This is a genomic window from Azospirillum agricola, assembly GCF_017876095.1.
In the GTDB taxonomy this organism is placed as follows: domain Bacteria; phylum Pseudomonadota; class Alphaproteobacteria; order Azospirillales; family Azospirillaceae; genus Azospirillum; species Azospirillum agricola.
Genome location: NZ_JAGINM010000023.1, coordinates 1 through 21,918 on the forward strand (window position 1 = coordinate 1; position 21,918 = coordinate 21,918).

The following is a 21,918-nucleotide window of genomic DNA, read 5'->3' on the forward strand; positions in this document are numbered from 1 at the left end:
GTCGCGGCCTGCGGCGGCAGCGTGGCCGGCAAGACGGTGGCGGTGCTGGGCGTCGCCTTCAAGCCCAACACCGACGACATGCGCGACAGCCCCTCACTCGACATCGTCCCGGCCCTTCAGGCAGCCGGCGCCACGGTGCGCGCCTACGACCCGGCGGCGATGCACGAGGCCGAGAAGCTGCTGCCCGGCGTCGAATGGTCCAAGGACGTCTACGGCACCTTGGAGGGCGCCGATTGCGTCGCCATCTTGACGGAATGGAACGAGTTCCGCGCGCTCGACCTGCGCCGCGTCAAGGCCCTGCTGAAGGCGCCGGTGATGGTCGACCTGCGCAACATCTACAATCCCGACGACATGGCGCAAGCCGGCTTCGTCTACACATCGATCGGCCGGCCCACACCGGCCAAGGCCTGACGGCCGGCCAAGACTTTATTTTCTGAGCGGTTGGGTTCGAGACGGCGTCCAAACGGAAGGACAAGAAGAACATGAGCGAAGCCCACACTTTCCATCCCACCGTGCTGCGCGAGTACGACATCCGCGGCATCGTCGGCAAGACGCTCAACCCGGCCGACGCCCGCGCGGTCGGCCGTTCCTTCGGCACCGTGGTGGTGCGCGGCGGCGGCAAGACCGTCTGCGTCGGCTATGATGGCCGCCTCTCCTCCCCGGCGTTGGAAGAGGCGCTGGTCGAGGGTCTGGTCTCCACCGGCCTGCACGTCCTGCGCATCGGCCTCGGGCCCACGCCGATGCTGTATTTCGCCACCCGCGACCGCGAGGCGGCGGCCGGCATCATGATCACCGGCTCGCACAACCCGCCGGACTACAACGGCATCAAGATGATGCTGGGCAAGGGCCCGGTCTACGGCCAGCAGATCCTCGACCTCGGCACCCTGGCCGCCAAGGCCGACTGGGCGACGGGCGAGGGCTCGTCGGAGACGATCGACGTCCAGGACGAGTATGTCGCCCGCCTGCTGAAGGACTATGACGGCACCCGCGACCTGACCATCGCCTGGGACGCCGGCAACGGCGCCGCCGGCGAGATCCTGCGCCGCCTGACCGCCAAGCTGCCGGGCAAGCACGTCCTGCTGTTCGACGACATCGACGGCAACTTCCCCAACCACCACCCGGATCCGACCGTCGAGGCCAACCTCGTCGACCTGAAGAAGGCGGTGGCCGAGCATGGCTGCGACCTCGGCATCGGCTTCGACGGCGACGGCGACCGCATCGGCGCCATCGACCATCAGGGCCGCGTGGTGTGGGGCGACCAGCTCGTCGCGCTCTACGCCGCCGACGTGCTGAAGAGCCACCCCGGCGCCACCATCATCGCCGACGTCAAGGCCAGCCAGGCCCTGTTCGACGAGATCGCCAAGCATGGCGGCAACCCGCTGATGTGGAAGACCGGCCACTCGCTGCTGAAGGCCAAGATGGCGGAGACCGGCTCGCCGCTGGCCGGCGAGATGTCGGGCCACATCTTCTTCGCCGACAAGTGGTACGGCTTCGACGACGCGCTCTATTGCGGCGTGCGTCTGGCCGGTCTGGTCAGCAAGCTGGGCACGACCCTGGCGGCGCTGCGCGACGGCCTGCCCGACATGGTCAACACCCCGGAGACCCGCTTCCAGATCGACGAGGAGCGCAAGTTCGCCGTCGTCGACGAGGTCAAGGCGCGGGTCAAGGCGTCGGGCGCCAAGGTCAACGACATCGACGGCGTCCGCGTGACGACCGAGGATGGCTGGTGGCTGCTGCGCGCGTCCAACACCCAGGACGTGCTGGTCGCCCGCGCCGAAGCCTTCAGCCAGGAGGGTCTGGAGCGTCTGAAGGGCGCGCTGATCGAGCAGTTGAAGGCGTCCGGCCTGTCGGCCCCGTCCTTCGACGGCGGCGGCCACCACTGATCGGCGATCGACACTCGACCGTCATCTCCTCTCCCCCTGGGGAGAGGGTTAGGGTGAGGGGGGATGCGTCCGCCGGACTGATTTCGGCTGCGCCGCCCCCCCCTCATTCCGACCTTCTCCCCAGGGGGGAGAAGGAGAAAATCCAAAGCTTCGACTTACCGGAATGGCGGCGCATACAGCATGCCGCCGCGCAGCCAGGGACGGTTCAGCCCGCGTTCCATGCCGTAGGGCTCGCCCAGGTTGCGCTCGAAAATCTCGCCGTAATTGCCGACCTGCACCAGCACCTGAAGCGCCCAGTCGTCGGGCAGCCCCAGCGCCTTGGCAGCGTTTCCGCCGTGGCCCAGCATGCGGTGAAGCTCCGGGTCGTCGGGCATCCGCCCGGCCTGCACGTCGGCGGCGGTGACGCCCCTGGCCTCCGCCAGGATCGTCGCGTGGATCACCCAGCGGCCGATGTCGTACCAGTTGCGGTCGCCGCGCACGACGTAGGGGGTCAGCGGCTCGCGCGAAATGACGTCCGGGTAGATGTGGACGTTCAGCCCGGCCTTGCGGTAGCCGGCCAGCGAGGTCACCAGCACCGTGCGGTCGGTGGTCAGCAGCCCGCATTCATGCGCCAGGAACGCCTGCAAGGCTTCGTCGAAGGTCTTGAAGGTTCGGATCGTCCAGGGCCGGTCGGTCTGCCGGATGTGGTCCTGCAAATTGCGCTCGGTGGTGGTCGAGGATTTCACGCAGACCGTCTGCGCTCCCAACCGCTCCAGCGGCGCAACCGGCCCGTCGGCGAGGATGGCGAAACCCTGGCCGTCGTAGAGCAGGGGCAGAAGGAATTCGACGTCGAAAGACACGTCCCGGCTGAAGGTCCAGGTCGTCGTCGTCAGCGCGATGTCGACCTCGTGCTTCTCGACCGCGTCGAACTCCTGCGGCTTGTCGGGGAGGCGAACGACGCGGATCGCCTGCGCGTTGCCCAGCGTCGCGGCGGCGTAGGCCCGGCAGAAGTCCACCAGGAAGCCGTCGAGATGGCCCTGCGGGTCGGTGAAGGAAATGCCGCTGAGGCCGCTGCGCAAGCCGCAGACCACCATCCCACGGTTGCGGATGCGCTCCAGCGTCTCGCCGTCCTCGGCGCGGGCGCCGGCCGTGGCGAAGACGCTCCCGGCCAGCAGAGCCAGTGTCGCGACGGCGCAAAAACGCCGTCTCCAGTCCCCCATCCGCATCGCCAACCCGCCCATGCCCCTCGCCCACGGCACGCGGATGCCGCGCCCGCCGGTCAGGCCGCCTGCTGGGCGCGCAGCGTGCCGAGCAGACTATGCAGCGAACCCGCCTCCTCGGCCAGCCTGTTCGCCGTCTCGGTCAGGGTGCCCGCGATGTCGCCGGTCCGCGCCGCCTGTCCGCTCACCCCTTCGATGATCGCCGCGATCTCGCCGGAGGTGGTGGCGATCTCGCCGACGCGGGCCTTGATGTCGGTGGAGGATGCGGTCTGCCGCGCCACCGCGTCGCCGATCAGGTCCTGAACCGTGCTGATGCGCTCGACCGAGCCGGAAAGGCGCGCGAAGCTGCCGACCGTGCCCTGGATGCTGCCGTTGATGGCGCCGACCGAGCCGGCGATCTGCACCGTGGCGTTGGCCGTCTCCTCGGCCAGCTTCTTGACCTCGGCGGCGACCACGGCGAAGCCGCGCCCGGCCTCGCCGGCCACCGCCGCCTCGATGGTGGCGTTCAGCGCCAGCAGCTTGGTCTGGTGGGCGATGCCGGTGATGACGTCGACGATCCTGCGGATCTGGTCGGTGTTCTCGCCGAGCTGCTCGACCACGCCGCGCGCGGCGGTCAGTTCGCCGATGGTGGTGGCAACGACGTCCGCCGCCTCGTGGGCGAGGCCCGACACGGTGCCGATGGTGGTCATCAGCGTCTCGGCGCTGCCGTTGCAGGTGGCCGCGCTGCGGTTGCTCTCGGCCACGAAGCTGCCGGCGCTGACCGTGCTGTCGATGGTGCTGGCCGATTGCTGGCGCAGCGCGTCGGCCAGGCTGCGGAGCTGGCCCGACTGCCGCGCCACCCCCGAAGCGACCTGATGGACGTCCTCGATGAGCTGGCGGGCCAGTGCCGCGGAGCGGACCTGCTCGGTCACGTCGGTCCAGGACAGGGTCTTGCCCAGCACGTTGCCCTGGTCGTCGCGCACGCTGTCGACATGCGCCTCGACCGTCGTGTCGCCGACCAGCAGGGTGCGGCGGGGGATCGGCGGGCGGGACGGATCGGCGCATTCGGCGGCGAAGCCCGGCCCCTGCGCCAGCAGGTCGGCCGAGGTTTCGTCGATGCCATGGTCGCGGCAAAAGCTCCGCGCCGCCGGGTTGACGAAACCGACGCTGCCGTCGGGCCGCAGCAGCGCGGTCGGCACCGGGCTGGAATCGACCATGCGCTTCATCAGCAGCACCTGCTCGACGCTGCCGCGCAGGCGGCGCAGCGCCGCGCCCATGACGCCCAGTTCGTCGCGGCCGGTGCGGGGAATCTCGATGGACAGGTCGCCGGCGGCGATCTGCTCCATGGCGCGGGCGAACTTGCGCAGGTTGGTGAAGACCGCCATGCGCAGCAGCAGCGCCGCCGCCACCGAGACGGCGAGCGCGAACAGCGCCACCATCTTGATCGCCTCGTTGCGGAGATGCTCGATGTTGCCGACGAACTCCCCGATGTCGCGGGAAATCTCGGCGGTCGCCCAGGGCAGGCCGCCGTCGCCGCCGATGACGACGCTGGTGGTGGAGATCTGGGCGTCGGCCGAGGGCGGCGTGCCGCTTTTCGATTCATACAGGACGTTGCCGGTGGCATCCTTGAAACGGATGTCGGCGTTCAGCACGGCGCCGAGCGTCGACAGGCCGGGCAGGGGGTCGGTCACCACCTCCAGGAAGCCCAGCACGCGGAAACCCCCGATCGGCATGATCATGCTGAACAAGGGCTGGCCCTGCTCGTTGCGCCACAGCAGGGCGGCGGGGCGGCGCCTGTCGGCCAGCTCGCGGCCCTTCAGCGCCTCGAACAGGGCCGGCACCGTGGCGATCGTGTCCCTGGGCGTGCCGCCGGTTTCCGCCACCCGGTTCATGTCCGCGTCGAAGACGCCGACCGAGACCAGCCTGACCTCGCGGTCGACGACGATCGGCCGGGCCGAGATGTTCTTCAGCGCCAGCGTCGCCTTGGCGAACTCCTTCTGGCTGACGCTGTCGACGAGGAAGCCGTCACGGCTCCATTCGTTGGCGTGGCCCTGGAGCCATTCCGTGTAGTTCTTGCGGATGCGGTCGTTGACCAGCACGCCAAGCGTCGCGGCGCCGCTGCTGTCGAAGGTCGCCACCGCGAAGTCGGTGTAGCGTTGCGACACCCAGGCCTGGCTGCCGAACAGGGCCGCCACCAGCACGCCGACCACCGACACCATGGCCCGCCGCAGGGTCCAGAACCGGAAGCGCGCCCCGGACTCGTCCATGTTCGCGAATCTCTTCATGCCCAAACCCCTCGCCGCCGCCGCACGGTCTGCTGGATTGCAACACGGTCATCATCGCTACGTCTCTTGAACGGTTTAGCGTCCATATGTGAACAGACTGTGACGTTTCGTCGGTATTTGATGCGAAAGATCACAGCCAGTCACAGTCCTGGTCCGGGTCTTGCTGAATAAGTTTTAAAGATTGGTCGCGCCTCAGCTGAATAAACCGGAATCCAGACAACGCTCGGTTCCGATTTGTCTGCAATCCGGGCAGAACTTGGCGCTTTCTGCATAAAAATAAGCCACGGAGACAACAGGAAATGTTTTCCCGTGTCTCCGTGGCCCAGGCTGCCGAGCGCGTGGCCGCCGCTTGGAACGCTTGCGGCGGGGGAGTTGGCCCGGGGTCTCTCGGAGCGGTCAGGCGCCCTGAGTCACGTCCCCGGCGAACAGATAGCCGGTGCCGTGCACGGTGATGATCAGGCGCGGATCGGCCGGGTCGGTCTCGATCAGGCGGCGCAGACGGCGCACCAGGCTGTCGATGGTGCGATCGGTCGCGTCCGACTTGCGCCGGGTCGTCGCCGTCAGCAGGTAATCCCGGTTCATCACCCGGCCGGGGTTGCAGACGAAGGTCGACAGCAGCTCGAACTCCGCGCTGGTCAGCCGCACCGGCTGGTCCTGCGGATCGGTCAGCCGCATGCGGTCGAGGAACAGGGTCCAGCCGGAGAAGCAGCGCCGCCGGTCGTCGCGCGGGCTGCCCGGCGCCTTCAGGCGGCGCAGCAGGTTGCGCACACGGGCCAGGATCTCGCGTGGCTCGAAGGGTTTGGCGATGTAGTCGTCCGCCCCCATCTCCAGCCCGATGATACGGTCCAGCTTCTCGGCCCGGCTGCTGACCAGGATGATGCCGATCTCCGACACCGCGCGCAGTTCGCGGGTCAGCGTCAGCCCGTCCTGGCGCGGCAGCCGGATGTCCAGCAGCACCAGATCGATCGTCTCGGCGGCAAGAAGCGTCTTCAGCTCCTCCGCGCTTCCGGCCAGCCGGACGGTGAAGCCCTCGTCCGTCAGGTAGGACTTCAGCGTCTCCCGCGTGACCGCGTCGTCGTCGGTGATGGCAATGGTCGCCGCCATGCGCGGGACTCCTTCGGCCTTGACCGTCCGCCCGTCCTCAATGCTCCAGAATCTGGCCGAGGAACTGACGGGTCCGTTCGCTTTTCGGGTTCTCGAAGAATTCGGCCGGCGACCCGCTCTCGATGATCGAGCCCTCGGCCATGAAGACGATAGAATCGGCGACCGAGCGGGCAAAGCCCATTTCATGGGTGACGCAGACCATCGTCATGCCCTCGTTCGCCAGCTCGATCATGACGTCGAGCACCTCCTTGACCATCTCGGGGTCGAGCGCCGAGGTCGGCTCGTCGAACAGCATGATCTCCGGCCTCATGCACAGCGCGCGGGCGATGGCGACGCGCTGCTGCTGGCCGCCGGAAAGCTGGCCGGGGAACTTGTGCGCCTGGTCCGGGATGCGGACACGGCGCAGGTACATCATGGCGATCTCCTCGATCTCGGACTTCGCCATGCCGCGCACCCAGATGGGCGCGAGGGTGAGATTCTGCAACACGGTCAGGTGCGGGAACAGATTGAAGTTCTGGAACACCATGCCGACCTGCTTGCGGACCTTCTCGACCGACTTCACGTCGTCGGTCAGCTCGGTGCCGTTGACGATGATGTGGCCGGTCTGGTGCGCCTCCAGCCGGTTGATGCAGCGGATCATCGTCGATTTGCCCGAGCCGGACGGGCCGCAGACGACGACCTTCTCGCCCTTGCCGATGGTCAGGCTGACGTCGCGCAGCGCGTGGTAGCTGTTGTACCACTTGCCGACCTTGCGGAGTTCGATGATGGCGTTGGACATTGCGGGTCTCCGAAAAGGCCGGTCAGCGGCGGTTGTAGCGGTTCGCCATGCGCTCCAGCCATTGGCTGTAGCGGGACATGCTGAAGCAGAAGATCCAGAACACCAGCCCGGCGAAGACATAGACCTCGGCGAAGAAGGGGCGCCATTCGGGGTCGGTCGTCGCCACGGTCGCGGCGGTCAGCAGGTCGTAGAGACCGACGATGGTGACCAGCGAGGTGTCCTTGAAGCAGGAGATGAACTGGTTGACGATCGGCGGGATGACGATGCGCAGCGCCTGCGGCAGGACGATCAGCCAGGTCTTCTGCCAATAGCCGAGGCCGAGCGCGTCGGCCGCCTCGTACTGCCCCCGCGGGATCGCCTGCAACCCGCCGCGCACCGCCTCGGCCAGATAGGCGGCGGTGAACAGCGTCAGGCCGGCCAGCGCGCGCAGCAGCTTGTCGATGGTGACGCCTTCCGGCAGGAAGAGCGGGAACATCACCGAGGCCATGAACAGCACGCTGACCAGCGGCACGCCACGCATCAGCTCGATGAAGCCGACGCAGATGCTGCGGATCGCCGGCAGCGACGACTGGCGGCCGAGCGCCAGCAGGATCGACAGCGGGAAGGCCAGCGCGATGGCGAAGACCGACAGCATCAGCGTGATCGGCAGACCGCCCCACTTGTCGTTGGGCACATGGGTCAGCCCCAGCACGCCGCCCCACATCAGCACGCCCATGCCGACCAGCACCAGGGCCCAGGCGCCGACCAGCCAGGGCCGCCAGAAGGCGCGCACGCCGCTGACGCCCAGCATCGCCACGAACAGGCCGCAGGCCAGGAAGGGGCGCCACTGCTCATCAAAGGGGTAGGTGCCGAAGAAGATCAGCCGGTGCTTGACCACGATGACCGACCAGCAGGCGCCGACGGCCTCGCGGCACGCCTCCGACGAGCCGGTCCAGGTGGCGTCGAGCAGCACCCAGCTCACGACCGGCGGCACGGCGAACCACAGGATGGCGAGGCAGATCAGGGTCAGGACCGTGTTCAGCCGGCTGTTGAACAGGTTGTCCTTGGCCCAGCCGAAGGGCTTCAGCGCCGTCATGCCGCCGGGCGAGGGCGGAACCCCGGCCTGCGAGGGCTCCTCCTCGTAGGAGGCGGCCCAGGCGGCGGACGGTTGGGAGGGGTTGTCCTTGCTCATCGCGTCACCAGGGCCACTTTGCGGTTGTACCAATTCATGAAGCCGGCGATGGCCAGGCTGATGACGAGGTAGACGACCATCATCATCGCCACCGCCTCCACCACCTGGCCGGTCTGGTTGGCCGAGGTGTTGGTGACGCTGACCAGATCCGGGTAGCCGATGGCGACGGCCAGCGAGCTGTTCTTGGTCAGGTTCAGGTATTGGCTGGTCAGCGGCGGCACGATCACCCGCAGAGCCTGCGGCAGGATGATCAGCCGCAGGATCTTCGCCGGGCTGAGGCCCAGCGCCAGACCGGCCTCCGTCTGACCGTGCGGCACGGCGAGGATGCCCGAGCGCACGATCTCGGCGATGAAGCCGGCGGTGTAGACCGACAGGCCGATCAGCAGCGCGGTGAACTCCGGCGAGACCGAGGAACCGCCCTCGAAGTTGAAGCCGGCCATCACCGGCACGTCGAAGGCGAAGGGGGCGCCGCTGGCGAGGAACACCACGACCGGCGGCAGGACGATGGAGGTCAGCGCCGCGGGCAGGGTGGGGAAGGGCTTGCCGGTCGCCTCGCGGTGGCGACGGCCGTAGCGCACCACGGCGATGGCCCCGGCGATGCCGAGAAGAAGCGCCAGGAAGGCCCAGCCATGGCCGGCGTGCTCGACGAAGACCGGGTATTTCAGGCCGCGGTTGCTGAGGAAGATGTGCGGCAGCACCTCGATCGCCTCGCGCGGGCTCGGCAGCCGGTTCATGATGGTGTACCAGACCACCAGTTGCAGCAGCAGCGGCACGTTGCGCACCGTCTCGACGAAGACGGCGGCGAAGCGGCCGACCATCCAGTTCGAGGACAGCCGCGCCACGCCGACGGCGACGCCGAGGATCGAGGCGAGGATCACAGCACCCGCCGACACGGTCAGCGTGTTCAACAGGCCGACGACCAGCGCCTTCAGATAGGTGTCGGAGGCGGCGTAGGTCAGCAGGCTCTCGCCGATCTCGAAGCCGGCCTCGCGCTTCAGGAAGCCGAAGCCGGTGGCGACGCCCCGTTTGCCGAGGTTGGTCAGGGTGTTGGAAACCAGATACCAGCCGACGGCCAGGGTGCCCGACACGAACAGCGCCTGGTACAGCCAGCCCCGCACGCGCGCGGAGTTCAGCGCTTGGACAAGTTTCGACATCTCACGCTCCGTACGGGGGAGGGGAGGCGGCGGAGCCCTCCGACAGGGGAGGCTCCGCCGCCGTTTCCAGGTCCTGTACCGGCGTTACTTCAGCGGCGGGGCGTACATCAGGCCGCCCTCGCTGTGCAGCGCGTTCTGACCGCGCGGCATCTTCAGCTTGGAGCCCGAGCCGACGTTGCGCTCGTAGCTCTCGCCGTAGTTGCCGACCTGCTTGACGATGTTGTAGGCCCAGTTCTCCTCGACGCCGAGCGCCTTGCCGTTGCCGGCGGTGACGCCGAGCAGGCGCTTCACGTCCGGATCGGGCGAGGTCATGGCGGCGTCGACCGTCTGCGCCGTGATGCCCTTCTCCTCGGCCTGGACCATCGCGTAGAAGGCCCAGGTCACGAGGTTGGTCCATTCCTCGTCGCCTTGGCGGATGGCCGGCGACAGCGGCTCCTTGGAGATCAGCTCCGGCAGGATGAGGTAGTCGTTGGGGTTCGCCGTCTCGGCGGCGCGGATGGCGGCGAGCTGCGAGGCGTCGGAGGTCAGGGCGTCGCAACGGCCGGCGAAGAAGGCCTTGTGCAGCTCCTCGTTCTTCTCGATGACGACCGGCTTGAAGTTCATCTTGTTGGCGCGGAAGAAGTCGGCGACGTTCTGCTCCGTCGTCGTGCCGGGCAGCACGCAGATGGTGGCGCCGTTGAGCTGCTTGGCGCTCTTCAGCCCCAGCTTGGACGCCACCATGAAGCCCTGGCCGTCATAGTAGTTGGTCGGCGCGAAGTTCAGGCCGTTGGCGGTGTCGCGGGTCAGGGTGCGGGTGGTGTTGCGGGCCAGCAGATCGACCTCGCCCGACTGGAGGGCGGGCAGGCGCTGCTGCGCCGACAGCGGGGTGTACTTGACCTTCTCGGCGTCACCGAACATCGCGGCGGCGACGGCACGGCAGACGTCGACGTCCAGGCCGGTCCACTTGCCCTTGTCGTCCGGCGCCGAGAAGCCGTACAGGCCGAGGTTGACGCCGCACTGGACGTAGCCCTTCTGCTTGACGCCGTCGAAGGTGGCGCCGGCCTGCGCGGTGCCCGACAGGGCGAGCGGAAGAGTCACAACAGCCGCGAGAGCCGCCGCCTGGAGTTTGCTGATCACCGGAAATCTCCTTGCCTGAAACCCGCCCGGACCGACCGGTAGGGACACCGGCGGAGGACCGAACGAACGATTCGACCGCCGAACCGTCCGAGGCCGACTTTCGGTTGATGCGATGAACAAGTTAGGCCGCGATTGTGAACAGGATGAGGAGCGTTGTGGATGGCGGTGAGGACAACCGCCCCGCTTGCATAGAATAATCGCATAATTTCAATTATGGAAAATACGCACAAGCCCCACAGGAAAATGTCGCAGGCCGCGCAGGATCGCCGGGATGGCTTCGTATAACATCAGGACGGCAATCTGGAGCGGACGGACACGGGCGTGGAGCCTTGGGCAGACGATACGGCATCCGACGAGGCGTTGATGGCGGACGCCGCGGCCGGAGACCGAAAAGCGTTCGGAACTCTGACGCGGCGCCATCTGCGCCGCAGCTTGTCCTTGGCGCAACGGGTCGTCGGCAACGCCAGCGATGCCGAAGAGATCGTGCAGGACGCCTTCCTGCAAATCTGGGCGAACGCCGACCGCTGGCGCGGCGACGGAACGCGCTTCACGACATGGCTCTACCGCATCGTCGTGAACCGTGCCATCGACTACAAGCGCCGGCGGACCTTCGCGCCGCTCGACGCCGCCGAGGAGATCGCCGATCCCGCCTGGAGCGCCGAGACGATCGTCGACGGGCGGCGGATCGGCGCCGAGGTCGATGCCGCCATCGCGGCGCTGCCGGACCGGCAGCGCGCCGCGCTGAGCCTTTGCTATCATGAGGAGATGACCTGCGCGGAGGCGTCTGAAATATTGCAGGTGTCGGTTTCGGCAATGGAAAGTCTTCTCGTCCGTGCGCGCCGCGTGGTGCGCGCACGGCTTCAACCCCTGATCCGTCAGAAGGACGGCGTACGGCCATGACACTCAAAGAGTTCAAACGTTACGCCGCGGTCCATGGTGCCAACCTCGACCGCTGGCCGCCCCAGGTCGCCCCCGAGGCCCTGGCGCTCCTCGATCTCAACGAGGATGCCCGGCGGGAGCTGGCCGATGCCGCGCTCACCGACGGCCTGCTGGACGCGGCGACCGTTCCGGCCATCCCGACGGAGCGCGAGCAGCGCGTCCATGACCGGATCCTCGAACGGCTGGCCGAACGGACCGTGCCGGAGTTTGTTCCATGGTTCCTCGCGAAACCACCCATCCGCATCGCGCCGACCGCCGGCTTCCTGGCCATGATGGGCGTGCTGGGCTTCCTGTCCTACAACCAGGGCATCCTGACCACGCAGAGGGCGAACTCCCTGGATTTGTCCGGCGCGATGATCGTCAGCTATCTGGGAGAGACGCGATGACGCCGTCCGTCCGGCGCCGTTGGCCTTGGTTCCTCCTGGTCGGTTCGCTCGCGGTCAACATGCTGGCCGGCGGCTTCGCCGTCGCCCACATGCTGCGCCCTCCCCCGCCTCCCGGCCCGGAAGGCGCACTGGCCCATCTCGTCGACCATGTGGCGAAGGATCTGCCGGCCGCCGACGTGGCGATCCTGCGCCGCGCCATGGACGATGCGCGGCCGCTGTTCGTCCGCATGCGCGCCACCCATGAGGAGTTCGGTCCGCGCCTGCGCGAGGAGTTGGTCGCCCGCCCCTTCGACGCCGATCGTCTCGCCGCGCTGTTCGTGGGACGGCGCGCCACCGACGAGGCGCTGCGCAACGAGATCGAGACGCGCATCGTCGATACCCTCAAGCGCCTGTCCCCGGAAGCGCGCCTGCGTCTGGCCGAAAGCCGCCTTCCCTGATCCAGCGTGTTCGGTCGGATCGGCGCATCCGCTTTCCGGCGAGGACCGGGACGGCCACTCCGTCCCGGTCCTTTTCCCGTCCGGCCGGCGCCCTGCCTTGCCCTATCCCGCCTTCCCCTACCCTGCCCGCCAAAAAGAGAAAGGCGGCTCCGCCGTGATGGGCGAGCCGCCTCAAGTCTAGGTTCGGGAGGAAACGCAACCAAGTTGCACGCAAAGATATAGGGCCAACATGGTTAACGTCCGGTGAAGACGGCGAAGGAATACGCCCCTACCACCTTTTTGCGAAACACCGTCCGGCAACCGGTCCGACCCCGCTGACCATCAGGGGGCTGGCCGGATCGCCCCCACCGCGCTATAGGAGCCGCCTTCGGGTTCCATAGCCAGCACGGTTCATCCTCATGCTGTCCATCAGCCAGCGCATCGCCGACGAACTGTCGGTCCGCGAATCCCAGGTCGCCTCGGCCGTCGCCATGCTCGACGAGGGCTCCACGGTGCCCTTCATCGCGCGCTACCGCAAGGAAGCGACCGGCGGGCTCGACGACACCCAGCTCCGCACGCTGGAGGAGCGCCTGGGCTACCTGCGCGAGCTGGAGGACCGCCGCGCCACCATCCTGGCGACCATCGGCGAGCAGGGCAAGCTGACGCCCGAACTGAAGCGCCAGATCGAGCAGGCCGACACCAAGACCCGGCTGGAGGATCTCTACCTCCCCTACAAGCAGAAGCGCCGCACCAAGGCCCAGATCGCCCGCGAGGCCGGGCTGGAGCCGCTGGCCGACCTCCTGCTCGCCGACCCGTCGCGCAGTCCGGAAGGCGAGGCCGCCGCCTTCGTCGACGCCGACAGGCAGGTCGCCGACGTCAAGGCGGCGCTCGACGGCGCCCGCCACATCCTGGTCGAGCGCTTCGGCGAGGACGCCGAGCTGGTCGGCCGCCTGCGCACCGCCATGGCGGACAAGGGCGTCATCACCTCCAAGGCGATCGAGGAGAAGAAGGCGGAAGGCGCCAAGTTCTCCGACTATTTCGATTTCTCGGAGAACTGGGCCAAGGTGCCGTCGCACCGGGCGCTGGCGTTGTTCCGCGGCCGGACCCAGGGCGTGCTCGACATCCGCCTCGATCTGCCGGTCGAGGAGGGGCAGCCGCACCCGGCCGAGCGCACCATCGCCGCCCACACCGGAATCCGGGACCAGGGCCGGCCGGCCGACAAATGGCTGTCCGACGTCGTCCGCTGGACCTGGAAGCTGAAGATCGGCCCGCATGTCGAGACCGACCTGATGGGGAGCCTGCGCGAGCGGGCGGAGGACGAGGCGATCCGCGTCTTTGCCCGCAACCTGCACGACCTGCTGCTCGCCGCCCCGGCCGGCCAGCGCGCCACCATCGGCCTCGACCCCGGCATCCGCACCGGCGTGAAGGTCGCGGTGGTCGACGCCACCGGCAAGCTGGTCGAGACGACCACCATCTACCCGCACCCGCCGCGCAACGACTGGGACGGTTCCATCGCCGTGCTGGCGGCGCTGGCCCACCGCCACAAGGCCGAGCTGATCTCCATCGGCAACGGCACCGCGTCCCGCGAGACCGACAAACTGGCGTCCGACCTGATGAAGCGCCACCCGGAGCTGTCGCTGACCAAGCTGGTGGTCAGCGAGGCCGGCGCCTCGGTCTATTCGGCGTCGGAGACGGCGGCGCTGGAATTCCCCGGCCTCGACGTCAGCCTGCGCGGCGCCGTCTCCATCGCCCGCCGCCTCCAGGACCCGCTGGCCGAGCTGGTGAAGATCGAGCCGAAGTCGATCGGCGTCGGCCAATACCAGCATGATGTGGCGGGCGGCAAGCTGGCCCGTTCGCTGGACGCGGTGGTCGAGGATTGCGTGAACGCGGTCGGCGTCGACCTCAACACCGCCTCGGTGCCGCTGCTGACCCGCGTGTCGGGCCTGAACGAGACCATCGCCCGCAACATCGTCGAGCACCGCGACCGCAACGGCGCCTTCCGCTCGCGCAAGCAGCTGCTCGACGTGGCGCGGCTGGGGCCGAAGACCTTCGAGCAGGCCGCCGGCTTCCTGCGCATCCGGGCCGGCGACAACCCGCTCGACGGCTCGGCGGTCCACCCGGAAGCCTACCCGGTGGTGGAGCGCATCGTGAAGACGACCGGCAAGGATCTGGGCAGCGTCATCGGCGACGCCCGTTTCCTGCGCGGCCTCCAGGCCGAGGACTTCACCGACGCGCGGTTCGGCGTGCCGACCGTCGAGGACATCATCAAGGAACTCGAGAAGCCCGGCCGCGACCCGCGTCCCGAGTTCAAGACCGCCACCTTCAAGGACGGCGTCGAGGAACTGAAGGATCTCCAGCCCGGCATGATCCTGGAGGGCGTCGCCACCAACATCACCGCCTTCGGCGCCTTCGTCGACATCGGCGTCCACCAGGACGGGCTGGTCCACATCTCGCAGCTCTCGACCAGCTTCGTGAAGGATCCGCACACGGTCGTGAAGGCCGGCGACGTGGTGAAGGTCAAGGTGCTGGAGGTCGACATCCCGCGCAAGCGCATCGCCCTGACCATGCGCCTGACCGACGAGGCCCCGCGCCCGGCGGCGCGAGGCGGACAGGGCGAACAGTCGCCCGGCAACGGCCGCCCCCAGGGAGGCCGCCCGCAAGGGGAGCGTCAGGGGGAGCGTCCTCACCAGGGCAACCGCCCTGCCCCGTCGCCGGCCGCCGCCAAGCCTTCCGCGCCCAGGCCGGCCAAGGCTCCGGAACCGCTCAACAACGCCTTCGCCGAAGCCTTCGCACGGGCGCAGGCCGGGAAGAAGAAGTAGACGATGCCCTGCCCGGCCCGCCCCAACGGCGGGTCAGGGCGCGGGGGTGGTGGCGTCGGCAACGAGCCGCAGGCCCAGAGCCCCGATGGCGGTCGCCGCGACGCGGTCTATCCAACTCTTGAAACGCAGATAGGCGGCGCGCGGGCGCCCGGCCGAGAAGGCCAGCGCCACCGCCGCGTACCATCCCGCCTCGATCAGGAAGACCGACGGGGGCAGGACGGAAAGCAGCCAGCCCGGAGGGTTCGCCGGCAGCAGGGCCGCGAAGATGCTGCCGTAGACGATGGCCGTCTTCGGGTTGCAGAGCTGCGTCGTCAGCCCGAAGATGAAGGGTCTGGCGAGCCCGGCGGGCGCGGTATCGCCTTGCTCCGCCACCGCCAGCGGTTCGGCCGCGCCGCGCCAGATGCGCACGGCCAGCCAGACCAGATAGACTCCGCCGGCCAGCTTCAGGACGGCATGGAGCCAGTCGACCTGCATCAGCAGCGCGTGCAGGCCGAGCAGCGCCAGGGCCGCGAAGACCACCCCGCCGACGCCCATGCCGAGGGCGGCGGCGAGGCCGGCGCGCCGCGACACCGCGACCGAGGTGCGGGCGACCAGCACGAAGCTCGGCCCCGGGCTGGCGGCACCGACCGCCAGCGCGCCGAGAATTCCCGCCAGAGCGAAAGCCGGTTCCATCAGCGTCCCCCGCAAAGAGCACAATTTGCGAAAGGTTACCGCGGCTCTTGCCCGGCGTCATGAAAAAAGCCCCTCGTTCGCGGGGAGAACGAGGGGCGAGAGCCGATGGCCGTACCGGTTACGGGGATGTCATTCGGCGGCCATCAGCGCCGGAGCCTCGGCGGACGCGGGCGCGGCGGCCTTCCGATTGGCCGCCACGTAACGGTCCAGCGCCGCGAGGCAATCCGCCACCGTCCCCGACCCCACCGCCCGGCAATCCTCGAAGGCGTGCGGGTCGGGGCGGAACCAATGGGTGATGTAGCAATCCTCACGCCCGTTCAGGGTGAGGGTGAGGGCGAAGCGGCCCTCGCGCCCGACCTGGGCTTGAGCGGCGCGCAGACGCGCCTGGACCTCCTCGATCATCATGACGTCGCGTCCTTTTCGGTCAGTCGGTGAACGATCCGGTCGGGCCACGGGGCGTCAGGCCGCGTGGCGCAATGGATCGCGGTGCATGTCTTCCTCGGGATCGTCCTCTTCCAACCGTCGGGCCCAGTCGATGTCACGGGCGAGCGACTCGATCAAAAGGCTGGCCGGCCCTGCGGTTTCCGCCGGGGTGTCGGGACGCAGCAGCCCCGACAGCCGCGAGGCGAGCGTCCCGGCCTCCGCCTCGACCCAGCGGGCGTAATACCGCCGCCGCCGGTCATGGTCCCAGTACCAGCGCGGAAGCTGGGCGTTGCTCCGTTCGAACTCGCTTTCCCAGATGCTCATGCGGAACAGCCCGCTGGGCGAATGGGTGGGGGGCGCCGTCGTCCGTGCCGTCATGGCCAGTCTCCAGAGGGCTCGCTCTCCAAGGATCAGGCGGCTTCCCGGCCGTCCTCCTCCTCGCGCTTGAGGATTTCCGCCTTCTTCTGGGCGAAGAGGCCGGTGATGCGGTGCTGCGCCGCCCGATCGATCGCGCCGATCTCGCGCAGGCGGGTGCCGACGCCGCCGCGCCAGACCTCCTCCAGATCGTCGAGATCGAGACAGCCGTTGAGGCGCCGCTTCACCTCCGCCTCGAAGGCCTCGATGGCCTCGGGTTGAAGATCCGGGTTGGCCTTGGCGGCGTAGAAGGCTTCCGATTCCTCACGGTACTTGCTGTCGTCGAACTGGCCCATGTAGACGTCGGCGGCCAGCCCGAGTTGCAGCAGGCATTTGCCGACCGCGTCGGTCATCGACATCTTGAAGCACTCGTCGTCCGGCATCTCCATCCCGTTGCGGCGGCGCACCATCTCGGTGCCGCCCCATTGCGGGCCGGTGAAGCACTTCTCCTTGGTCTCCGGGTCGATGTACCAGACGCGGGCGCAGATGAAGACCATCCGCTCCGCGATGGTCCAATCCATCTGCTCGTAGCCCCAGCCCTTGCCGACCGGCCCGAACTGCTCGGTCATCATCATCAGCCGCCAGGTCGGGTCGATCTGCGTGCCGCGAAAACCGCCGGAGCGGGTGAAGGGCTTGGTCGCCTTCGGGTCGGTGCGCTTCAGCCGGTTCCACAGGAACAGGGTGTCGATGCGCTGGGGCGGGCCGTCGGCGGCCTCGACGCGGGGCGCCGCGCGGCCCTTCGCCGGTTCGGCCTTCGCCTCCGTCGAGGGTTGCGCCGTGGGCTGGGCCGGCGTCTCGGCGGTCTGGTTCTCGGCGACGACACTGTCGGTCTTGCTCATGCGTCCCATAGATCGCGTCCTTTTTGTCCAGTCGTTTCGGCACTCCCCTCACCCCAGCCGGCGGCCCAGCCGTCGCTCAGCACGGCCTCCAGGCTCGGGTCAGCGGAGGGCACCCAATCCTGCGCGTCGGCCAGGGCCCGGCGCGGCGGCGCGCCGTAGCGCAGGCTGAGCCGCCCGTCGCGGTCGCGCGCCAGATACAGGCCCCGCCCCGGCTCGTCGGCGCCGACGAAGGCCAGACGGGCGTCGTCCGGCATCAGCGCCTTGATGGCCGCCTCGGCCTCCCGCACCTCCAGCGCCGCCGCCCGGCGGTCGACCAGCGCGTCGGCGAGCGCGCGGAAGCGGTTGTGACGGCTCATGTCGAACACCCGCCGCGTCTCGTAGGACGGGCCGTCCATCGGCAGCGGATCGGACGGCTCGACGTCGTTGACGACGTGCCACCAGAAGGCCTCCAGCGTCTCGACCAGCCGTTCCACGTCGTCGGCGCGGCGCGGGACCGCCACCATCGCGTGGCCGGTCGGCCGCAGGATCGACAACAGCCCGCGCTCCAGCCCCATCACCGCCAGCTGGTGCTGAAGCTGCCAGTGGTAGCGGCGCGCGAGATCCAGATCGCTCTGGAAGCCGCTGTTGAACTTGGCCTCGACGATGGTGTCGAGATCCCCGTCCGGCGCGCTGCGCGCCAGGAAATCCGGATGCGCCACCATCCAGTCATGCTCGGCGTGGGCGTAGGTGTCGGTCGCCGCGACGCAAGCGAGGCCGGTCGCGTGCTCGACGAAACGGGGGTGCAGGGACTCGGTCGCGATGCCGATCTGCACGGCGGCGACGAGATCGAGATTGTCCCGCTCGGCCCGTCCGGTCTTCTCGCGCCACAGCGCCAGCCAGTCGCCGGCCATCACGCGCGTCGCGTCCGAGGATCCGATCCGCCCCGCCCGCAAGGCACGCTGCGCCTCCGTGATCGCCATGTCCACCGCCGTTTGTTCGCTGTTCCCCTGCGGCGCTGCGGCTTCGCAGCGCATCCGGCGCACACCGCCGCCGGACCCTGAATATGGGATGCGAACATGCAGCTTTCAAGAACAAAAGAAGAACCTATAGCTTAGCCATATCTCATTTGAAAGAATTTGAACAGGTTTTTCTTTAAGACATTGACCAGCTTCTTTCAATAGCCGGATCTATCGGGGTAGATTTATCGGTGTTCTTTTGTTCTTTGGTCGTTCGATTCAATGATGTGATAATTTTAGGCGACGCAAAAGGGACGGAAAGCTTGGTCAGGACGGCTTGAGCGCCCGCACCACCTGGACCGCCACCCCGGCCACCTGGGCGTGGTCGATCAGCGTCGGCCGGCAATCGGGATCCGTGGACACCGGCAGCAGTTGCGGCGGAAAGAAGCGGTAGCCGCAGACCGTTCCGTCGCCCACCGTCACCACCATGTCGCCGGCGCGCGGCGGCAGCACGTCGAGCGGTTCCAGCACCACGCAGTCGCGCGGCAGCACGCCGGCGGCGTTCAGGCTCTTCGAGGCGATGCGCAGGGCGAAGGCCCGGCGCGACGCGGCGCCGTCGAGCAGGATCGAGGCGCTGCCCTCGCGCAGTGCCCCGGCGAGGAACGCCTCCCCCGCCCCGCGCCCGAGGGCGAGGAACACATGGGCCTGCTCCGGCGTCAGCACCGGCACCCGCGCCACCGGCGGGTAGGCGCGGTCGTCGAGGAAGCGCGGCTCCGACCCGGCGACGCGGGCGAGGCGGGCCAGCGTGTCGGCGCTCGGCACGCTGCCCAGGACCGGGTCGCGCAGGAAGCGCGTCAGGTTGGTGGCGGTGACGCCGGCCCGGCGCGCCCAGGCGCCGGCGCTCCAGGTCCGCGCCTCCATCACTCCGGTCATCCAGCGCAGGATGGCCCGCCGCGTCTCGTCCATGGCGACTGTCCCCAGTGAGAATGCCCCTCGGCAGCGGAACGGACAGGGTGCCCGCATGGGCGCGGCGCGGGGGAGGCGCTTTGGACTCAGCCGGCCTGCGATTTTGCAGTGCCGCCTTGGACTCGGCCGTTTGCACCGCCATCTGTACGGCGCCATCCGCCAACAGGAGACACCGGAATGATCATCACCACCACCGACGGCGTCGAAGGCCGCCCGGTCCGCCAGTATCTCGGCATGGTCGCCGGCGAGGCCATCATGGGCGTGAACGTCTTCCGCGACCTGTTCTCCTCGATCCGCGACATCGTCGGCGGCCGGGCCGGCGGCTACCAGGCGGCGCTCCGCGAAGCGCGCGAGGCGGCGCTGGCCGACATGACGGCGGCGGCCCAGGCGCTGGGGGCGGACGCCATCGTCGGCGTCGACGTCGATTACGAGGTGCTGGGCAAGGAGAACGGCATGCTGATGGTCTCGGTGAACGGCACCGCCGTGCGGCTGTGAGCCTCCCGCCATCGAACGGCGCTGGACAGGGCCACAGCGTGCCGTAGACTTTCCGCACAGAAAAGCAACCGGTCAAAAAATCGGGAGGACGAGTTCATGCGTTGTCTTGACACCAGCGCCGCCGCGCGTTGGTCCGGCCGCCTCGGCGGCCTCGCGTTCGCGGCCTGCCTGCTCGGCCTGACATCCCCCCTGGCCCCTGCGTTGGCGCTGGACGGCATCGTCGAGAAGAAAACCTTCGAGATGCCCTCCTACACCACCGTCGGCGGCGGGACGATCAAGAATGTCCGGATCGGCTGGGAAAGCTACGGCACGCTGAACGAGGCCAAGGACAACGTCATCCTCGTCACCCATTTCTTCAGCGGCAGCAGCCACGCCGCCGGAAAATACAAGGCGGACGACCCGGCCCCCGGTTACTGGGACAGCATCATCGGGCCGGGCAAGCCGCTCGACACCGACAAATACTTCATCATCAGTTCCGACACGCTGGTCAACCTGTCGCCCAAGGATCCGACCGTCGTCACCACCGGCCCGGCCAGCACCAACCCGGACACCGGCAAGCCCTACGGCCTGAGCTTCCCGGTCGTCGCCATCCGCGACTTCGTGAACGTGCAGAAGGCGCTGCTCGACAGCCTCGGCGTGACGTCGTTGCAGGCGGTGATGGGCGGTTCGATGGGATCGCTCCAGGCGCTCGACTGGGCCACCGCCCATCCCGACATGGTCAAGCGGGTGATCGCCGCCATCGGCGGGGCGGAGGCCGACCCCTTCCTGATCGGCTGGCTGAACCTGTGGGCGGCGCCGATCAAGCTCGACCCCAACTGGAACAACGGCGACTATTACGGCAAGGCCGAGCCCAAGGCCGGGCTGACCGAGGCGCTGAAGCTGGTCACCCTGCACGCCCGCCACTGGAAATGGGCCGACGCCGCCTTCGGCCGCAAATGGGCCGAGGAGGGCAAGGATCCACGCGCCGCCCTCGGCAACCAGTACGCCATCGAGGCGTGGCTGGAGAAGGCGGCGGCCAGCCGCGCGGCGGTCAGCGACGCCAACCACTTCCTCTATCTGGTCAAGGCCAACCAGACCTTCGTGGCCGGCAACGGCGGCTCGCTGGAGGACGGCTTGGCCAAGATCAAGGCGCCGGTCCTGCTGCTGCCCTCGGCCGACGATCTGGTCTTCCCGCCCGACCGCAACATGCGGCCGCTGAAGGAGCGGCTGGAGAAGCAGGGCAACGCCGTGGAGTACAGCGAGGCGGTCACCTCCACCCTCGGCCATCTCGACGGGGTGGCGAACATCGCCAAGGCCGGCGACAGCATCGCCGCCTTCCTGGCGAAGTGACCGCCCGACAACGGGCGCGCGGCAGCCCGCCGCCGCGCGCCCGGCTCAGCCCCGGAAGTTCAGCAGGCTCGGCGCCTTGTCGATGATCTCCTCCAGGATCAGGGAGGCGGTCTCCAGATCCCGGTCCAGTTCCGGGCCGAGCTTGCCGACATAGCTCGGCCGCTTCAGCTTCTCGCTGGCGTCGTGCAGGCTGCGCAGCTCCGCCACGAAGATTTCGCGGGCCCCCATCGGCAGGATCGGGTTGGCCGACAGCACGAAGAAGAAGCGCATGCTGGCGCGCACCAGAAGCGCCAGCATCACCGTGTCCAGCCGCTCGAACTGGTCGCGCAGGTCGTCGGACCGGTTGTCCACCAGATTGCGCAGCCGCTGCTCGATCAGGATGACGAGCGCCTGGAATTCGCCGACCTTGTCGCGGAACTCGCGGTAGGCGCCGAAGCTGTGCTTGCTCGCCTCGACCTCGGCCTGCTGGGCCAGCTTGGAGGCCTCACGGCACTGGCGCTCCAGGGCGCCCAGCAGCTCCTTGACCTCGCCTCGGGTGTATTGACGCTTGCTCATGCGGACCGGGTGGGGATCGGAGGATGGATGGTCGGGCGCTTATAGCACAACCGGAGCGGCC

Annotated in this window: 22 protein-coding genes; 8 read left to right on the forward strand and 14 right to left on the reverse strand. The window is 68.5% G+C overall.

The features are described from left to right. A partial coding sequence (locus J2847_RS26820; RefSeq protein WP_209781845.1) for a UDP binding domain-containing protein occupies positions 1 to 411 on the forward strand: 411 nt, incomplete at its 5' end. 71 nt (positions 412 to 482) lie between these two features. After that, a complete protein-coding gene (gene pgmG, locus J2847_RS26825; RefSeq protein WP_209781846.1) occupies positions 483 to 1,883 on the forward strand; it encodes a phosphoglucomutase/phosphomannomutase PgmG in 1,401 nt (466 codons plus the stop codon). 155 nt (positions 1,884 to 2,038) lie between these two features. Here pgmG and J2847_RS26830 read toward each other — a convergent pair whose 3' ends face one another. The 7 genes from J2847_RS26830 to J2847_RS26860 all read right to left on the reverse strand — a co-directional run bounded on the left by J2847_RS26830 (position 2,039) and on the right by J2847_RS26860 (position 10,669). Continuing rightward, a complete protein-coding gene (locus J2847_RS26830; RefSeq protein ID WP_325169493.1) occupies positions 2,039 to 3,121 on the reverse strand; it encodes an amino acid ABC transporter substrate-binding protein in 1,083 nt (360 codons plus the stop codon). Positions 3,122 to 3,141: 20 nt separating this feature from the next. Then, complete coding sequence (locus J2847_RS26835; protein WP_209781847.1) at positions 3,142 to 5,346, reverse strand: methyl-accepting chemotaxis protein; 2,205 nt, start codon at positions 5,344 to 5,346, stop codon at positions 3,142 to 3,144. A 396-nt stretch (positions 5,347 to 5,742) separates the two neighbouring features. Next, the gene (locus J2847_RS26840; RefSeq protein WP_085553972.1) at positions 5,743 to 6,450 is read right to left on the reverse strand and encodes a response regulator; all 708 of its coding nucleotides are present in this window, start codon (positions 6,448 to 6,450) and stop codon (positions 5,743 to 5,745) included. Between the two features lie 37 nt (positions 6,451 to 6,487). Further along, on the reverse strand, positions 6,488 to 7,228 hold the full coding sequence (locus tag J2847_RS26845) for an amino acid ABC transporter ATP-binding protein (RefSeq protein ID WP_211114866.1): 741 nt from the start codon (positions 7,226 to 7,228) through the stop codon (positions 6,488 to 6,490). A gap of 22 nt (positions 7,229 to 7,250) precedes the next feature. Continuing rightward, positions 7,251 to 8,399 carry an amino acid ABC transporter permease gene (locus J2847_RS26850; RefSeq protein ID WP_209781848.1) on the reverse strand — a complete coding sequence of 383 codons (1,149 nt, stop codon included), beginning with the start codon at positions 8,397 to 8,399 and terminating at the stop codon, positions 7,251 to 7,253. Continuing rightward, positions 8,396 to 9,553, reverse strand: coding sequence for an amino acid ABC transporter permease (locus J2847_RS26855; protein ID WP_209781849.1), 1,158 nt, complete (start codon positions 9,551 to 9,553; stop codon positions 8,396 to 8,398). Before J2847_RS26855 ends, J2847_RS26850 begins: the two co-directional genes overlap by 4 nt. Positions 9,554 to 9,637: 84 nt before the next feature. Beyond that, on the reverse strand, positions 9,638 to 10,669 hold the full coding sequence (locus tag J2847_RS26860) for an amino acid ABC transporter substrate-binding protein (protein WP_085553968.1): 1,032 nt from the start codon (positions 10,667 to 10,669) through the stop codon (positions 9,638 to 9,640). A gap of 363 nt (positions 10,670 to 11,032) precedes the next feature. Here J2847_RS26860 and J2847_RS26865 point away from each other — a divergent pair, with 363 nt between their 5' ends. The 4 genes from J2847_RS26865 to J2847_RS26880 all read left to right on the forward strand — a co-directional run bounded on the left by J2847_RS26865 (position 11,033) and on the right by J2847_RS26880 (position 15,229). Further along, positions 11,033 to 11,569 (forward strand): sigma-70 family RNA polymerase sigma factor, encoded by a 537-nt coding sequence (locus tag J2847_RS26865; RefSeq protein ID WP_211114867.1) that lies wholly within the window; start codon positions 11,033 to 11,035, stop codon positions 11,567 to 11,569. Next, complete coding sequence (locus J2847_RS26870) at positions 11,566 to 11,994, forward strand: hypothetical protein (RefSeq protein ID WP_209781850.1); 429 nt, start codon at positions 11,566 to 11,568, stop codon at positions 11,992 to 11,994. The genes J2847_RS26865 and J2847_RS26870 overlap by 4 nt, the downstream gene beginning before the upstream one ends. Further along, positions 11,991 to 12,431, forward strand: coding sequence for a periplasmic heavy metal sensor (locus J2847_RS26875; protein WP_209781851.1), 441 nt, complete (start codon positions 11,991 to 11,993; stop codon positions 12,429 to 12,431). The genes J2847_RS26870 and J2847_RS26875 overlap by 4 nt, the downstream gene beginning before the upstream one ends. A 398-nt stretch (positions 12,432 to 12,829) precedes the next feature. Continuing rightward, positions 12,830 to 15,229, forward strand: a complete 2,400-nt coding sequence (locus J2847_RS26880; RefSeq protein ID WP_209781852.1) for a Tex family protein — start codon at positions 12,830 to 12,832, stop codon at positions 15,227 to 15,229. A gap of 33 nt (positions 15,230 to 15,262) precedes the next feature. Here the strand turns inward: J2847_RS26880 and J2847_RS26885 are convergent, their stop codons facing one another. From J2847_RS26885 to J2847_RS26910, 6 genes are all read right to left on the reverse strand, one after another. Further along, positions 15,263 to 15,901, reverse strand: coding sequence for a LysE family translocator (locus J2847_RS26885; protein WP_209781853.1), 639 nt, complete (start codon positions 15,899 to 15,901; stop codon positions 15,263 to 15,265). A gap of 129 nt (positions 15,902 to 16,030) precedes the next feature. Next, positions 16,031 to 16,306 carry a hypothetical protein gene (locus J2847_RS26890; protein WP_209781854.1) on the reverse strand — a complete coding sequence of 92 codons (276 nt, stop codon included), beginning with the start codon at positions 16,304 to 16,306 and terminating at the stop codon, positions 16,031 to 16,033. Between the two features lie 54 nt (positions 16,307 to 16,360). Continuing rightward, the gene (locus tag J2847_RS26895; protein ID WP_233474811.1) at positions 16,361 to 16,702 is read right to left on the reverse strand and encodes a hypothetical protein; all 342 of its coding nucleotides are present in this window, start codon (positions 16,700 to 16,702) and stop codon (positions 16,361 to 16,363) included. 32 nt (positions 16,703 to 16,734) lie between these two features. Continuing rightward, positions 16,735 to 17,586: a hypothetical protein gene (locus tag J2847_RS26900; protein WP_233474812.1), complete on the reverse strand. Its 852-nt coding sequence runs from the start codon at positions 17,584 to 17,586 to the stop codon at positions 16,735 to 16,737. After that, a complete protein-coding gene (locus J2847_RS26905) occupies positions 17,574 to 18,536 on the reverse strand; it encodes a YqaJ viral recombinase family protein (protein ID WP_209781855.1) in 963 nt (320 codons plus the stop codon). Before J2847_RS26905 ends, J2847_RS26900 begins: the two co-directional genes overlap by 13 nt. Positions 18,537 to 18,839: 303 nt before the next feature. Further along, positions 18,840 to 19,478: an XRE family transcriptional regulator gene (locus tag J2847_RS26910; RefSeq protein WP_209781856.1), complete on the reverse strand. Its 639-nt coding sequence runs from the start codon at positions 19,476 to 19,478 to the stop codon at positions 18,840 to 18,842. A gap of 177 nt (positions 19,479 to 19,655) precedes the next feature. On the opposite strand from J2847_RS26910, the gene J2847_RS26915 reads away from it, so the two are divergent. Next, complete coding sequence (locus J2847_RS26915) at positions 19,656 to 19,973, forward strand: heavy metal-binding domain-containing protein (RefSeq protein ID WP_209781857.1); 318 nt, start codon at positions 19,656 to 19,658, stop codon at positions 19,971 to 19,973. A gap of 96 nt (positions 19,974 to 20,069) precedes the next feature. Further along, positions 20,070 to 21,302: an E22 family MetX-like putative esterase gene (locus J2847_RS26920; RefSeq protein WP_209781858.1), complete on the forward strand. Its 1,233-nt coding sequence runs from the start codon at positions 20,070 to 20,072 to the stop codon at positions 21,300 to 21,302. Positions 21,303 to 21,347: 45 nt separating this feature from the next. On the opposite strand, the gene J2847_RS26925 is transcribed toward J2847_RS26920, so the two are convergent. Beyond that, positions 21,348 to 21,857: a hypothetical protein gene (locus J2847_RS26925; protein WP_085553956.1), complete on the reverse strand. Its 510-nt coding sequence runs from the start codon at positions 21,855 to 21,857 to the stop codon at positions 21,348 to 21,350. Positions 21,858 to 21,918 lie beyond the last annotated feature (61 nt).